The organism is Pseudomonas sp. URMO17WK12:I6, from assembly GCF_003253625.1.
Classification (GTDB): Bacteria; Pseudomonadota; Gammaproteobacteria; order Pseudomonadales; family Pseudomonadaceae; genus Aquipseudomonas.
Window position 1 is genome coordinate 200848 of sequence record NZ_QKYZ01000010.1, and the last position, 13725, is coordinate 214572.

Annotated in this window: 14 protein-coding genes and 1 tRNA gene; 6 read left to right on the forward strand and 9 right to left on the reverse strand. The window is 59.3% G+C overall.

Features of this window, described 5'->3' with window-relative positions:
* Nucleotides 1-32: 32 nt before the first annotated feature.
* The 4 genes from F475_RS19395 to F475_RS19410 form a co-directional block, all read right to left on the reverse strand.
* Nucleotides 33-107: transfer RNA gene (locus F475_RS19395), tRNA-Gln, on the reverse strand.
* Nucleotides 108-144: 37 nt separating this feature from the next.
* Nucleotides 145-996, reverse strand: coding sequence for a 4-(cytidine 5'-diphospho)-2-C-methyl-D-erythritol kinase (gene ispE, locus F475_RS19400; RefSeq protein ID WP_064616180.1), 852 nt, complete (start codon nucleotides 994-996; stop codon nucleotides 145-147).
* A gap of 2 nt (nucleotides 997-998) precedes the next feature.
* On the reverse strand, nucleotides 999-1616 hold the full coding sequence (lolB, locus tag F475_RS19405; RefSeq protein ID WP_018929569.1) for a lipoprotein insertase outer membrane protein LolB: 618 nt from the start codon (nucleotides 1614-1616) through the stop codon (nucleotides 999-1001).
* A 4-nt stretch (nucleotides 1617-1620) separates the two neighbouring features.
* Nucleotides 1621-3345 carry a tetratricopeptide repeat protein gene (locus tag F475_RS19410; RefSeq protein WP_086946020.1) on the reverse strand — a complete coding sequence of 575 codons (1725 nt, stop codon included), beginning with the start codon at nucleotides 3343-3345 and terminating at the stop codon, nucleotides 1621-1623.
* 234 nt (nucleotides 3346-3579) lie between these two features.
* On the opposite strand from F475_RS19410, the gene hemA reads away from it, so the two are divergent.
* The 6 genes from hemA (at nucleotide 3580) to F475_RS19440 (ending at nucleotide 8947) form a co-directional block, all read left to right on the forward strand.
* Complete coding sequence (gene hemA / locus F475_RS19415) at nucleotides 3580-4869, forward strand: glutamyl-tRNA reductase (RefSeq protein WP_007939757.1); 1290 nt, start codon at nucleotides 3580-3582, stop codon at nucleotides 4867-4869.
* Nucleotides 4866-5948 (forward strand): peptide chain release factor 1, encoded by a 1083-nt coding sequence (gene prfA / locus F475_RS19420; protein WP_007939759.1) that lies wholly within the window; start codon nucleotides 4866-4868, stop codon nucleotides 5946-5948. The genes hemA and prfA overlap by 4 nt, the downstream gene beginning before the upstream one ends.
* On the forward strand, nucleotides 5949-6779 hold the full coding sequence (gene prmC, locus F475_RS19425) for a peptide chain release factor N(5)-glutamine methyltransferase (RefSeq protein ID WP_111454514.1): 831 nt from the start codon (nucleotides 5949-5951) through the stop codon (nucleotides 6777-6779).
* On the forward strand, nucleotides 6773-7528 hold the full coding sequence (locus F475_RS19430) for a molybdopterin-synthase adenylyltransferase MoeB (protein WP_018929574.1): 756 nt from the start codon (nucleotides 6773-6775) through the stop codon (nucleotides 7526-7528). Before prmC ends, F475_RS19430 begins: the two co-directional genes overlap by 7 nt.
* Nucleotides 7521-8312 (forward strand): glutamate racemase, encoded by a 792-nt coding sequence (gene murI / locus F475_RS19435; RefSeq protein WP_018929575.1) that lies wholly within the window; start codon nucleotides 7521-7523, stop codon nucleotides 8310-8312. Before F475_RS19430 ends, murI begins: the two co-directional genes overlap by 8 nt.
* 116 nt (nucleotides 8313-8428) lie before the next feature.
* Complete coding sequence (locus F475_RS19440) at nucleotides 8429-8947, forward strand: acyloxyacyl hydrolase (protein WP_018929576.1); 519 nt, start codon at nucleotides 8429-8431, stop codon at nucleotides 8945-8947.
* A 69-nt stretch (nucleotides 8948-9016) separates the two neighbouring features.
* Here F475_RS19440 and F475_RS19445 read toward each other — a convergent pair whose 3' ends face one another.
* The 5 genes from F475_RS19445 to F475_RS19465 all read right to left on the reverse strand — a co-directional run bounded on the left by F475_RS19445 (nucleotide 9017) and on the right by F475_RS19465 (nucleotide 13610).
* The gene (locus tag F475_RS19445; RefSeq protein ID WP_018929577.1) at nucleotides 9017-9322 is read right to left on the reverse strand and encodes a YkgJ family cysteine cluster protein; all 306 of its coding nucleotides are present in this window, start codon (nucleotides 9320-9322) and stop codon (nucleotides 9017-9019) included.
* A 60-nt stretch (nucleotides 9323-9382) separates the two neighbouring features.
* A complete protein-coding gene (locus tag F475_RS19450; RefSeq protein ID WP_026286680.1) occupies nucleotides 9383-10156 on the reverse strand; it encodes an SDR family oxidoreductase in 774 nt (257 codons plus the stop codon).
* Nucleotides 10157-10223: 67 nt separating this feature from the next.
* Nucleotides 10224-11672 (reverse strand): deoxyribodipyrimidine photo-lyase, encoded by a 1449-nt coding sequence (gene phrB, locus F475_RS19455; RefSeq protein ID WP_111454515.1) that lies wholly within the window; start codon nucleotides 11670-11672, stop codon nucleotides 10224-10226.
* A 34-nt stretch (nucleotides 11673-11706) separates the two neighbouring features.
* The gene (locus F475_RS19460; protein WP_111454516.1) at nucleotides 11707-12648 is read right to left on the reverse strand and encodes a MerR family transcriptional regulator; all 942 of its coding nucleotides are present in this window, start codon (nucleotides 12646-12648) and stop codon (nucleotides 11707-11709) included.
* Nucleotides 12648-13610 carry a DUF523 and DUF1722 domain-containing protein gene (locus tag F475_RS19465; protein WP_111454517.1) on the reverse strand — a complete coding sequence of 321 codons (963 nt, stop codon included), beginning with the start codon at nucleotides 13608-13610 and terminating at the stop codon, nucleotides 12648-12650. Before F475_RS19465 ends, F475_RS19460 begins: the two co-directional genes overlap by 1 nt.
* Nucleotides 13611-13725: the final 115 nt, after the last annotated feature.

A 13725-nucleotide genomic window follows, 5' to 3' on the forward strand; every position in this document is an offset into this window, starting at 1 on the left:
GGCTGAGGGTAACCTGGATGAGTATAGGAAAATGGCAGGGGCGGCTGGATTCGAACCAACGCATGGCAGGATCAAAACCTGCTGCCTTACCGCTTGGCGACGCCCCTGTATCTGTTGCTACGAGTACCCAGTACCCGATTCCTTTTAGAGCAGACTTTGCAGCTTGCGATGCAACATCGAAACGTTGCTTCCTTTTGCTACAAACCCTGTAAGGGTCTCTGTAAGAAGGGCCGAGACTTTATCAGCTTCAGCTTTGCTTGGGAAGCCCCCAAACACACAACTTCCAGTTCCGGTGAGTTTTGCTTCGGTAAATTTACCTAGCAAATTCAAGGCGTTACGTACCTCTGGATAACGTCTTGCTACCACCGGTAAGCAGTCATTTCGACTGTTTCCCTTGGGAACGGGGCGCACTTTAATGGGAGGAGTGTTACGTGTCAACAGCGGATCTGAAAAAATTTCTGCTGTACTTACAGATACTTGCGGCACAAGCACCAGATACCACGGTTCCTCGGGTTCTACAGGCGTGAGTTTCTCCCCCACGCCCTCGGCGAAAGCCGCGTGGCCACGCACGAAAACCGGGACGTCGGCGCCAAGTGTCAGACCCAGCGCGGCCAGCCTGTCGTCATCCCAGCCCAGTTGCCAAAGATGATTGAGGCCCAGCAACGTGGTCGCCGCATTCGAACTGCCGCCACCGATTCCACCGCCCATGGGCAGGATTTTTTCGATCCAGATGTCGATGCCCAGCGAACAACCGGATTGCTCCTGGAGTTTTTTCGCGGCTTTGACAATCAGGTTGCTGTCGTGAGGGACGTCGGCGAATTCGGTGTGCAACCGAATCACGCCATCGTCGCGAACGGCGAAGGTGATTTCATCGCCGTAATCGAGAAACTGAAAAATCGTCTGCAACTCGTGGTAACCGTCTTCACGGCGGCCGAGGATATGCAGCATCAGGTTGAGTTTGGCGGGCGAGGGCAGAGTCAGGCGTGGGGCAGTCATCTTCACTGCCCCAGTTTGCGCGGTTGCCAGTCCTTGATCACCAGCGTGACATCAAGGTCGGTGCCGTGCAGTTTGATCCGCTCGGGCAGCCAATAGCCGTTTTGCTCGGCATAACTGAGGTACTCGACCTGCCAGCCATCCTGTTCGAGATTGGCCAGGCGGCTGTCGACGTCCAGGGTCAGACGACTTTTGCTGTCCGGGGCCGGGAGACCGCGAACCCACCACGCCAGATGGGACACCGGTAATTTCCAGCCCAGTTGCTCTTCGACCAGGGCTTCCGGAGTCGACGCGTCATAACGGCCCTGATTGGCCACTTCCAGCGAGACTTTGCCGGGGCGTCCGGTCAAGCGGGCCGCGCCGCGACCCAGCGGGCCGGAGAGGCGGATATCGTAGTAATCCTGGCGTTGCAGCCAGAACAGGGTGCCGCTGCCCGAATCTTTTGGCGCGCGGATACCGATCTTGCCGTTGATCTGCCAGCCGTCGAGGCTGCTCAGTTGTTGTTTGTGCTCGCGCCATTGGGCCGGGTTACCGTGCCCCCCGACCGATTCACGGGCGCTGAAGCCCGCGCAACCGGCGAGCAGGGCGATGAAGCTGAAAACGATGATGTGGCGCAAAAACATAATCTTAAAGAGTCTCTGATCCGGTCAGGCGCTTGATGGTGCTGCGCAGGGTAGGGCTGTCGGGCTGCTCCTTGAGGAACTTGCTCCAGACTTGTTTGGCTTCGCGTTGTTTGCCATTGGCCCACAGGACTTCGCCCAGATGAGCGGCAACTTCCTGATCAGGGAAGCGCTCCAGTGCCTGGCGCAAATAGCGCTCGGCCTCATCGAGGTTGCCCAGGCGGAAATTCACCCAGCCGAGGCTGTCGAGAACGGCCGGGTCTTCCGGGTTCAACTGGTGCGCCTGTTCGATCAGGGCCTTGGCTTCGGCGTAACGCGTGGTGCGGTCGGACAGGGTGTAGCCGAGGGCATTCAACGCCATCGCATTGTCCGGGTCACGTTTGATGATCAGTCGCAGGTCTTTTTCCATCTGCGCCAGGTCATTACGTTTTTCCGCCTGCATGGCTCGGGTATACAGCAGATTCAAATCATCCGGGAATTTCTGCAGGGCTTGCTGCAAGACGTTCCAGGCCTTGTCGCCCTGTTTGTTGGCCGACAAGGTTTCGACTTCGATCAGGTACAACTGGATCGCATAATCGGGTTGCTCGTCGCGCTGGGCCGCCAGACGGCTTTGGGCTTCGGCGGTCCTGCCGTTGTTCATCAGAATATCGGCCTGACGCAATTGCGCTGGCAGGTAATCGTTGCCCGGCCTGACCTGGGCGTACTCGATCAGCGCGCCCTGGGGGTCGTTACGCTCTTCCGCGATACGCCCAAGGTTCAGATGCGCCGAGTCGACGTGGCTTTCCCTGGCGATCAAGTCTTCCAGATAACCTTTTGCCTCGTTCCAGGCCTTGGCTTCCAGGCAGACCAGAGCCAACGAATAACGCAGTTCGTCGTCTTCCGGGTATTGCTGCACCAGGCTCGAGAACTCGACCTTGGCGTCGTCCATGCGGTCCTGTTCGACCAGCGTGCGCGCGTAGGTCAGGCGCAGGCGTTTGTCGTCCGGGTATTTCTTGATGCTTTTTTGCAGTAACGGCAAGGCTTCACCGCCACGGTTGAGCCCTTGCAGCAGGCGCGCGCGCAGCAGAATCGGCGCTATTTCGCCTTCTTCCGGCGGGTTGTCTTCGAGCAGGGTCAGCGCGCCTTTGGCGTCGCCATCCTGTTGCAACAGCAAGGCCTTGCCGAAAATCAGCTGGTTGTTGTGCGGGTGGCGCTGCAACAAACGGTCAAAACCTTTCATCAGGCCGTTGCGGGTTTCCTGGTCGGTATCGGCCGCAGACAGGGCGAGGAAGTCGAAATGAGTGTCGCCTTTGCCTTGCAGGACTTTTTCCATATAAGCCATGGAGTCGTCGTAACGCCCGGCACGGGCGAGTTGCACGGCCGCCGCCCGTTGCGCCTCGAGATCGTTCGGGGCGTTTTTTGCCCAGATCAGCGAAGTGTCGAGGGCCGCTTGATCGGCGCCCAGGTATTCGGCAATGCGAAATGCCCGCTCGGAGATGCCCGGATCCTGGGTATTGATAGCCTGGGTCACGTAGTTGTCCAGGGCAATGTCGTAACGATTGCGCTGGCCAGCCAGTTCGGCGCTCAACAGGCTGAAGACAGTTTCTTCGCTGAACGAGCTGTAAACCTTGGGCTTTTCAGGCGCCGGAGTGCTGTCTTCGACCGGCGGCGTACCGTCCGACGAAACGGGTGCCAAGGCCTGGCAGCCGCTGAGGAAGACAAAAGCGAGGAGCAACGCGGAAGATCTATTCATATAGGAAGAGGACGACTAACCTGCGGTCGGATCATCATGACACAAGCCTTCGGCCAAACATAACCGCCCGGCCAATTTACCCGCATACGCAATCCCGGCAGGCCCGGTGCCGGTGTAAACGAGAACGGATCGCAGCTTCGGCAGCGTCAACCGGGACGATAGATATCGAGTGGTTGTTCTGGCTCTGTCGAAGTAGGACAATTGTCGGCTTCACGTCACCATCAGCGACCTTGAATGGCCTTCCTTGCACTCGGTATTAACCACAAGACTGCTTCAGTAGACGTCCGCGAGCGCGTGGCCTTTACCCCTGAGCAGCTGGTTGAGGCCTTGCAGCAGCTCTGCCGACTCACCGACAGCCGCGAAGCTGCGATCCTCTCCACCTGCAATCGCAGTGAACTGTATATAGAACAGGATCACCTTTCGGCTGACATCGTGCTGCGCTGGCTGGCCGATTATCATCATTTGAGCCTCGATGAGCTGCGTGCGAGCGCTTATGTGCATGAAGATGATGCGGCAGTTCGCCACATGATGCGGGTCGCCTCCGGGCTCGATTCGCTGGTGTTGGGTGAACCACAGATTCTCGGCCAGATGAAATCGGCCTACGCCGTGGCTCGCGAGGCGGGCACCATTGGTCCGCTACTCGGGCGTTTGTTCCAGGCCACGTTCAATGCGGCCAAACAGGTGCGAACCGACACCGCCATCGGTGAAAACCCGGTGTCCGTGGCGTTTGCCGCGGTCAGCCTGGCGAAACAGATTTTCAGTGATTTGCAACGCAGCCAGGCCTTGTTGATCGGCGCTGGCGAGACCATCACCCTGGTCGCCCGCCATCTGCATGAGCTGGGCGTGAAGCGAATCGTGGTCGCCAACCGCACCCTGGAGCGCGCAAGCACCCTGGCCGAGCAGTTTGGCGCCCATGCGGTGTTGCTCTCGGACATCCCGACAGAACTGGTGCGCAGCGACATCGTCATCAGCTCCACCGCCAGCCAGTTGCCTATTCTCGGTAAAGGCGCGGTGGAAAGCGCCTTGAAATTGCGTAAGCACAAGCCGATTTTCATGGTGGATATCGCAGTCCCTCGGGATATCGAGCCGGAAGTCGGCGAGTTGGATGACGTTTATCTGTATAGCGTCGACGATCTCCACGAAGTGGTCGCCGAAAACCTCAAGAGCCGTCAGGGCGCCGCTCAGGCGGCCGAAGAGATGGTGTCGGTCGGTGCCGAAGATTTCATGGTTCGCCTGCGCGAACTGGCGGCGGTGGATGTGCTCAAGGCTTATCGTCAACAAAGCGAGCGCCTGCGCGACGAAGAATTGCAGAAGGCCCAGCGTATGCTCGCCAACGGCAGCAGTGCCGAGGACGTGCTGGTGCAACTGGCCCGTGGCCTGACCAACAAACTCTTGCATGCCCCGAGCGTGCAATTGAAAAAGCTCTCTGCCGAAGGCCGCCTCGATGCGCTGGCCATGGCCCAGGAACTCTTTGCCCTCGGTGAGGGCTCATCGGATAGCTTTTCGGATAAGAAACCGCAATGAAAGCGTCACTGCTCAATAAGCTGGACATCCTCCAGGACCGTTTCGAGGAATTGACCGCCCTGCTTGGCGATGGCGAAGTCATTTCCGATCAGAACAAATTCCGCACCTATTCCAAGGAATACGCGGAGGTCGAGCCGATCGTCGACACCTATAAACAGCTGCTTAAAGTGCAGGGCGACCTCGAAGGCGCACAGGCACTGCTCAAGGACAGCGACCCGGACATGCGTGAAATGGCCGTGGAAGAAGTCCGCGAAGCCAAGGAACGATTGATCGAGCTCGAAGCCAGCCTGCAACGCATGCTGCTGCCCAAGGATCCGAACGACGGTCGTAACGTGTTCCTGGAAATCCGCGCGGGCACCGGTGGTGACGAGGCGGCGATTTTCTCCGGCGACCTGTTCCGCATGTATTCGCGTTACGCCGAGCGGCGTGGCTGGCGGGTAGAGATTCTCTCGGAGAACGAAGGCGAACACGGTGGCTATAAAGAAGTTATCGCCCGTGTCGAAGGCGAGAACGTCTACGGCAAACTGAAGTTCGAATCCGGTGCGCACCGTGTGCAGCGGGTTCCGGCCACTGAATCCCAAGGTCGTATCCACACCTCGGCCTGCACCGTGGCGGTATTGCCCGAGCCGGATGAGCAGGAAGCCATTGAGATCAACCCGGCGGATCTGCGGGTCGACACCTATCGCTCCTCCGGTGCCGGTGGTCAGCACGTCAACAAGACCGACTCGGCGATTCGTATCACCCACTTGCCGTCCGGTATTGTCGTCGAGTGCCAGGAAGAACGTTCCCAGCACAAGAACCGCGCCCGGGCGATGTCCTGGCTGTCGGCCAAGCTCAACGACCAGCAGACCAGTGCCGCGGCCAATGCCATCGCCAGCGAGCGTAAATTGCTGGTCGGTTCCGGTGACCGCTCCGAGCGGATCCGTACCTACAACTTCGCCCAGGGCCGGGTCACCGACCATCGGGTCAACCTGACGCTGTATTCGCTCGACGAAATTCTTGCGGGCGGCGTGGATGCGGTGATCGAACCGTTGCTGGCCGAGTACCAGGCCGATCAATTGGCAGCGATAGGTGAGTAAATGACGATCATTGCCAGCTTGCTGCGCGCCGCCGATTTGCCTGATTCGCCCACCGCGCGTCTGGATGCCGAATTGCTGTTGGCGGCGGCCTTGGGCAAGTCCCGCAGCTTTCTGCACACCTGGCCTGAGCGTATCGTCCCGAGCGAAGCGGCACTGAAGTTTGCCGAGTATTTGCAGCGCCGCCGCAGCGGTGAGCCAGTGGCCTATATTCTGGGTCAGCAAGGCTTCTGGAAGCTCGACCTGGAAGTCGCGCCCCACACGCTGATTCCGCGTCCCGACACTGAATTGCTGGTGGAAGCGGCGTTGGAACTGTTGCCGGCCACCCCAGCCAAGGTGCTCGATCTGGGCACCGGCAGTGGTGCCATCGCCTTGGCGCTGGCCAGCGAGCGTCCGGCCTGGAAGGTCACCGCCGTGGATCGCGTGCTGGAAGCCGTGGCCCTGGCCGAGCGCAATCGTCAGCGCTTGAACCTGAGCAATGCCACGGTGTTGAGCAGTCATTGGTTCAGTGCCCTGGAAGGCCAGCGTTTTCAACTGATCATCAGCAATCCGCCCTACATAGCTTCGACCGATCCGCATCTGGTAGAGGGCGACGTACGCTTTGAGCCGGCCAGTGCCTTGGTGGCGGGTGTCGATGGGCTCGACGATTTGCGTCTGATCGTCGCCCAGGCACCGGATTATCTTGACGCGGGTGGCTGGTTGATGCTCGAACACGGTTACGATCAAGCCTGCGCAGTGTGCGATTTGCTGCTGACCCGCGGCTTTGAAGAAGTCCATAGCCGCACCGATCTGGGCGGTCACCAACGCATCAGTCTGGGGCGCTTGCCGTGCTGAATGATCAGGAATTGCTGCGATACAGCCGGCAGATTCTGCTGCAACACGTCGACATCGACGGCCAGTTACGGCTCAAGGAAAGCCGTGTGCTGATTATCGGTCTCGGTGGCCTAGGTTCGCCGGTTGCGCTGTACCTGGCCGCGGCCGGTGTCGGTGAGTTGCATCTGGCGGACTTCGACACGGTCGACCTGACCAATCTGCAACGCCAGATCGTTCATGACACCGACAGCGTCGGCCTGAGCAAGGTCGATTCGGCGATCCGTCGCCTGACCGCGATCAATCCAGAGATTCAGCTGATCGCCCATCGCACTGCATTGGACGAGGATTCGCTGGCCGCCGCTGTTGCCGCGGTGGATCTGGTGCTGGACTGTTCCGACAATTTTTCCACCCGCGAGGCGGTCAACGCTGCGTGTGTGGCCGCGCGCAAGCCGCTGGTCAGCGGTGCGGCGATTCGTCTGGAAGGGCAATTGTCGGTGTTCGACCCGCGTCGTCCAGAGAGCCCGTGCTACCACTGTTTATACGGGCACGGCAGCGAGGCCGAGTTGACCTGCAGCGAGGCGGGCGTCGTCGGTCCTTTGGTCGGGTTGGTCGGCAGCCTCCAGGCACTGGAAGCGCTGAAACTGCTGGTGGGGTTCGGCGAGCCGCTGGTGGGGCGCCTGTTATTGATCGATGCCTTGGGCTCACGCTTCCGTGAATTGCGGGTCAAACGTGATCCGGGCTGCAGCGTCTGCGGGTCGCGCCATGCGTGAAGCGCCGATTGCTGTGTTCGATTCCGGCGTCGGTGGACTCTCCGTGCTGGCCGAGATCCAGCAGTTGCTGCCCAACGAGTCTCTGTTGTACTTCGGCGATTGCGGGAATATTCCCTACGGCGAGAAAACCCCGGCATTCATCCGCCAGCGTTGCAGTGTCATGGCGCAGTTCTTTCAGCAGCAAGGTGCCAAGGCGCTGGTGCTGGCTTGCAACACCGCGACGGTGGCCGGCGTTGCGGACTTGCGGCGCGATTACCCCGAGTGGCCTATCGTCGGCATGGAGCCTGCGGTCAAACCGGCCGCTGCGGCGACGCGCAGCGGTGTGGTCGGCGTGCTCGCCACCACCGGTACTTTGCAGAGTGCCAAGTTTGCTGCCTTGCTCGATCGTTTCGCCACCGATGTACGGGTGATTACTCAGCCGTGCCCCGGGCTGGTGGAGCTGATTGAAAATGGCGATCTGCACAGCGAGACATTGCGTCAGTTGCTGCAAGGGTATGTCGAGCCGCTGCTGGCTGCAGGTGCAGATACGATCATTCTGGGCTGTACCCATTATCCCTTTTTAAAGCCACTGCTAAGGCAGATGCTCCCGCAAAGCATCAGCTTGATCGATACGGGTGCCGCTGTGGCGCGGCAGCTCCAGCGTCTGCTGGCCGAGCGTGAATTGCTGGCCGAGGGGCCTGCTCGCCCCGCACAGTTCTGGTCGAGTGCGGACCCAGAACATTTCAGAAATATCTTGCCGATCCTGTGGAATATGTCTGGGGTTGTGCGAAGCTTCGAAAAGTAGAGACGCGTAGCAAACGAATAATTGGGGTGAGCTTCTGATTAAACGGTGACTTCTATAGCTTTGTTTGTTTTGCAGCATAAAAATCATACTAAATTGTTCGGAAAAGGATGTTTCTAATGAAGCGACTATTCTGTTTGGCCGCGATTGCGACCGCATTGATGGGGCACAGTTTTACCGCGCAGGCGGCAGGGGTGGAGTTCGGGGTCGGCCAGACCAGCGATTCGACCATGACCTACCGACTGGGCATGCAGTTCGATTGGGACAAGAGCTGGTTGCAGAGTGATGTTGGCCGCTTGACCGGCTACTGGAGCGGCGCTTACACCTACTGGGAAGGCGACAAAACGGCGAGCAATCACAGTTTGTCGTTCTCGCCGGTACTGGTGTACGAGTTTGCCGGTCAGACCATCAAGCCCTACGTCGAAGCGGGTATCGGTATCGCGGTGTTTGCCAACACCGAATACGAAGATAACAAGCTCGGCAGTGCCTTTCAGTTCGAAGACCGTTTCGGGTTTGGTCTGCGCTTTGCCGGCGGACATGAAGTCGGGATTCGCGCCACCCACTACTCCAATGCCGGGATCAGTAACCCGAACGACGGTGTAGAAAGCTACGCATTGCATTACACGATGCCGTTGTAAGCCTGCAGTGTTTAGATGTGGGAGCTACCTGTGGCGGGGGCTCTCACATGGCATCGGGTGACTGCGATCTCACCGATACGCCGTCGCAATCCCCTGGCGTTCGGTGATGCATTCCGGTGCGCCCATTTCGAACTCCCGGCAGATCAGCGGACGCTTTTCATAGATGGTGCACATCATGCTGTTGCGATCCAGTGCGGCGCACCAGCCGTCATCCAGTCGCAGCATGACTTCACCACCCCAATCATCGGTATCGATAAAACGTTCGGGCACGCCGGTGTCAGTGATCAGCATCACTTCAAGCTGGCAGCAGCAGGCTGCGCAGGTCGAGCAGGTGACCGCAGGCTCGGCGACTTGCGTGTGGGGAATGGTTTTCATGGCGCGCAGTGTAAGGCAGTGGGCCCACGCTGTGTAAAAGGCCTGACAGACGCTCAGGCTTCACGGCAGATCCTCGATCGGCGGCTTGTTTCGCGCTTGTTCGTCGATTGCCAGTCCCGCCCGGTCGGGTTGTTGCGGCAGGGGCCAAAGAACAGGCATGAGCAGCTCCGGCAAGGAGCATTCCAGTGGACGATTCTTGATCATGTCGAGGAGGTATCGCGCGGCTTGGCCTGCCGACCAGTCGAGATGTATCGGGGCGCCGTCGTTCAGAGGCGTATCGATAAGCCCTGGGCTGACCACGGTCATTTCGATGTTTTCCGGCGTCATGTCGATGCGCAATGACTCGAATAGATGACGCAACCCGGCCTTTGAATCGCCATAGGATTCGGCCCACGGCAGGGGTAACCAGGTCACCGAACTGGCAATGCCCACCAGATGCGGCGCAGTGCCCGCCTGCAGCAAAGGCCGGGCGGCTGCGATGCAATAACTGCTGGCAAGCAAGTTGGTACGCATGATGTGCTCGATGATTGACGAATCGAGCTGATTGGCGTCGACGTATTCGCAGGTGCCTGCGTTAAGGATCATGGTGTCCAGAGAGCCCCATTCCTGCGCAATCTGCTCACCGATTTCGCGCACCCTTTGGCTGTTGGTCAAATCGCCCGCGACCACCAGCACTTGACCGGGATAGCGCTCAGACAGGGATATCAGTGATGCCACCGAGCGGGAGCTGGCCGCCAGATGAGCCCCGGTTTTCAGTATTTCTTCAGCCAGCACAGCACCAATACCGTTGCTGGCGCCGGTCAACCAGTATCGCCTTGGAGGTGTACGACTCATCCCAATCCCCTTATTTACCCAATATTTCCCTGGCTCAATTCCGTGTTCATGACGCAACGCTGCAGCATCAATTTAATGACGGTGGCGATAAACCCTGTCGTGATGGCAGGTTCTTGAACGCGGCCAGGGCCCGTTCACGGGAAGCACTCAGATTGACGATAGGCGACGGGTAGCCTCTCACACCGAACAATCCGCCGAGATTGGCCAGATTGTGCAGGTCTTTATTGTTCATTTCGTTGAGCTCCGGCAACCAATGCTTGATGAACACCCCTTGTGCATCGAATTTTTCCGACTGGCTCAGCGGGTTGAAAATCCGGAAGTAGGGTGCCGAATCGGTGCCGGTGGACGAACTCCACTGCCAGCCACCATTGTTCGCCGCCAGGTCGCCATCAATCAGGTGCCGCATGAAGAAACGCTCGCCCTCACGCCAGTCGATCAACAGGTTCTTGGTCAGGAACATCGCCACCACCATGCGCAGACGGTTGTGCATCCAGCCGGTTTCCAGCAATTGGCGCATGGCGGCATCGATGATCGGCAGGCCGGTGCGGCCTTGCTGCCAGGCCTTGAGTTCTTGCGGGGCGTCACGCCAGACCAGGGCTTCGGTTTCCGGCCGGAAGGCGCGGTGCCGGGATACACGGGGGTAGCCCACCAGTATGTGTTTGTAGAACTCGCGCCACAGCAGCTCGTTGATCCAGGTGATGGCGCCGACCTTGCCGCTTTCGAACTCGCCCTGATTGCTTCGCAACGCGGCGTGCAGGCACTGACGAGGGGAAATCACCCCGGCGGTGAGATAGGCCGAGAGCTGGCTGGTGCCGGGCTTTGCCGGGAAGTCGCGTTCGCTGTGGTAATAGTCGATCTGGGCGTCGACAAAGGTGTCGAGGCGGCGCCGGGCTTCGGTTTCACCGGCTGGCCAGAGGGCACGCAAGCTGTCGTTGGGAGAGTCGAAACCCTCGACACGGGAGGGCGGTTCGTCGCTGCTGATATCCAATGGAGCCTGAAGGGCGGGTGCAGCGACCAATCCGGGCAATGAAGCGTGCAGGCGTTCGTAGCAGACCTTGCGAAACTGGCTGAAGACCTGGAAGTAGGTTCCGGTTCTGGTGAGCACGGTGCCTGGCTTGAACAGCAGCTGATCGAGGTGGCTGTAAAAGTCGATGCCCCGGGCTTTGAGCGCTTGGGCCACCGCCGCATCACGGCGGGTCTCATGAATGCCGTATTCCTCGTTGACGTGCACCGCGTCGATCTTCAGCTGCTGGCACAGTTCGAGCAGAACCTTGGGCGCTTCATCCCAGCGGGACGCGTGGCGAATCAGTAGCGGGATGTTCAGGGCGTCCAGCGCGCGGCGTAATTCGGCGAGGTTGCGCAACCAGAAGTCCACTTTGCACGGCGCGTCGTCGTGCGCAAGCCACTGCTGCGGGCTCGGCAAATACACCGCCACACACGGGCCACGGGCTGCGGCGGCCGAGAGGGCGGTGTTGTCGTGTAGACGCAGGTCGCTGCGCAGCCAGATCAATTGCATGGTCGTATCCGTACGATTCATCAAAAAAGCGCCATTAAATGAGCCCGCGCTGTATCAGGTCCAGATGGGCCGATAACGGGCTGTCGGCCAGGATCAAATCAGCAATGGCGGTGTTTTTTGCGGACAAATCGGCGTGGTGGATGCATACCGTTGGTCCAGCGATCATTTTTGGGCAACTGACGCCATTCAAAAGTTTCGACAATTTTGCAAGATTCATGGCTTTGCTGGAATACAGCAGGACGCCGCGGGCTTGCAGGTGATCGATCGCCAGCGTCAGTTCGCCGGCCGGGAGTGGCCAGTCGAAAACTTCCACCGGGCAATCGGTGCTGCTGATCAACCAGGCGGTGAGCCATAGATGAGGTTCCAGAGGCAGGTCCGAGTGATTGATCAGCAGCAGCGGAGCGGTACGTAACTGGCGGTTGTTGTGGTAAACCCTCGCGCCGAATTTGCTGCGCAACCAGGAATAGACAAACACCCGCTCCATCTGCGCGCCGAACTGGCCTTGCCAGCGTTGTTCCAGTTCCGCCAGCCACGGCATCAACAGGTGTTCACACAAGGTGCGTGGCGGATACAGCGCCATCGCCTGGTTCACGGTGTCATCGAGGGTGCGTTCGGCCAGTTGGGTAACGGCTTGTAGCAGTGTCTGGCGCAACACCAGCCAATCGTTTCCGACGGGCTCGGCAAGTACCTGAGGCGTGTCGAGCAGTTGCTTGACCTGACCGACCGCCACGCCGCGATTGAGCCAGGTGAGGATCGTCAGGATGCGTTGAACGTGTTCGGCACAGAACAGCCGATGCCCCTTGGGAGTGCGCTGAGGCACGATCAGCCCATAGCGCCGTTCCCAGGCGCGCAAGGTGACGGCGTTGACCCCGGTCTGCCGGGCCACTTCACGGATGGGCAGCCAGCCTGCGTCCAGGGCCTTTTTGAAGTCGGTGCCGAGGTCTTCGCTGGCGCTGGTGTCCGGTGGGGTTTTCATTAGATTGCGTTTCGCAAGCTGAGGTTTTCCGGGTGCGGTTGCAGGTAAACCTGTTGCGCAATGTATGGATCCGGGTGCTGGCGAAAGTAGTGTTTGAGCAACGTCAGCGGTACCACCAGCGGCACGATGCCGTGACGATACTGGCTGATCACATGCTGCACTTCCTGTTTGTCTTCAGTGCTGATGGCCTGTTTGAGATAGCCGCTGAGGTGTTGCAGGACGTTGGTGTGGGTGCGGCGCGTGGCGCATTTTTTCAAGGCCGCCATCAGCTCGCTGAAATAGCGCGGGCCGATGACTTCAGGGTCGGTCCGGCCCATGTTGCCGAGCAGGTTTCCCAGGGTTTTGTATTGCACCGGGTTGTGGGCCATTAACAGGTATTTGTAGCGCGAGTGAAAATCCGTGAGGCCGCGCCGGGTCAGGCCGGTTTGCAGCAACTGCTGCCAGGCGCTGTAGGCGAATACGCGAGTAAGGAAGTTTTCCCGCAGCACCGGATCGTTGAGCCGGCCTTCTTCCTCCACCGGCAAATCGGGATGCAGCGCGCAGAAGGTCCGGGCGTAAATGCCACGGCTACCGCCGTCCACCGGCGCGCCGTTGGCGTGGTAGACCTTGACCCGCTCCAGACCGCACGAAGGGGATTTCTGCATGAAGATATAGCCGCAGATGTCGCCCAGCTCCAAAGCCATTTTCCGAGCATATTCGGCCAGCGGCCGGGTGACGTTGTTTTCAGGGTTGACCGTGCCGACCGCCTGCGGATGCTCAGGGTTGCCGACCAGGCGGATCGGTTCGCGAGGGATACCCAGGCCGATGGCAACTTCTGGGCACACCGGGACGAAATCGAAATAATCGGAAAGGATGTGGCTGCACAGCCGTGACGTCTTGTGCCCGCCGTTGTAGCGCACCTCGGCCCCCATCAGGCAGGCGCTGATGGCGATTTTGGGTGGGATCGTTGATTGTGCAGGCATCGGGGCACCTCGAATCCAGACCTGTACGGATTGTTAAATCTGTACAACATTCGTTCAGCATAGATTCAAAGGTGTACAAGTCAATTTTTTTGTATAGGTTTTTTCAGGGCTGCTG

What these genes read in the sequence shown, in the direction of transcription:
- murI (WP_018929575.1), top strand. Translation starts at nt 7,521, where the DNA reads ATGCGTGAAGCGCCGATTGCTGTGTTCGATTCCGGCGTCGGTGGACTC.
- F475_RS19440 (WP_018929576.1), top strand. Translation starts at nt 8,429, where the DNA reads ATGAAGCGACTATTCTGTTTGGCCGCGATTGCGACCGCATTGATGGGG.
- phrB (WP_111454515.1), bottom strand. Translation starts at nt 11,672, where the DNA reads ATGCAATTGATCTGGCTGCGCAGCGACCTGCGTCTACACGACAACACC.
- F475_RS19465 (WP_111454517.1), bottom strand. Translation starts at nt 13,610, where the DNA reads ATGCCTGCACAATCAACGATCCCACCCAAAATCGCCATCAGCGCCTGC.
- prfA (WP_007939759.1), top strand. Translation starts at nt 4,866, where the DNA reads ATGAAAGCGTCACTGCTCAATAAGCTGGACATCCTCCAGGACCGTTTC.
- prmC (WP_111454514.1), top strand. Translation starts at nt 5,949, where the DNA reads ATGACGATCATTGCCAGCTTGCTGCGCGCCGCCGATTTGCCTGATTCG.
- lolB (WP_018929569.1), bottom strand. Translation starts at nt 1,616, where the DNA reads ATGTTTTTGCGCCACATCATCGTTTTCAGCTTCATCGCCCTGCTCGCC.
- hemA (WP_007939757.1), top strand. Translation starts at nt 3,580, where the DNA reads ATGGCCTTCCTTGCACTCGGTATTAACCACAAGACTGCTTCAGTAGAC.
- ispE (WP_064616180.1), bottom strand. Translation starts at nt 996, where the DNA reads ATGACTGCCCCACGCCTGACTCTGCCCTCGCCCGCCAAACTCAACCTG.
- F475_RS19410 (WP_086946020.1), bottom strand. Translation starts at nt 3,345, where the DNA reads ATGAATAGATCTTCCGCGTTGCTCCTCGCTTTTGTCTTCCTCAGCGGC.
- F475_RS19450 (WP_026286680.1), bottom strand. Translation starts at nt 10,156, where the DNA reads ATGAGTCGTACACCTCCAAGGCGATACTGGTTGACCGGCGCCAGCAAC.
- F475_RS19445 (WP_018929577.1), bottom strand. Translation starts at nt 9,322, where the DNA reads ATGAAAACCATTCCCCACACGCAAGTCGCCGAGCCTGCGGTCACCTGC.
- F475_RS19460 (WP_111454516.1), bottom strand. Translation starts at nt 12,648, where the DNA reads ATGAAAACCCCACCGGACACCAGCGCCAGCGAAGACCTCGGCACCGAC.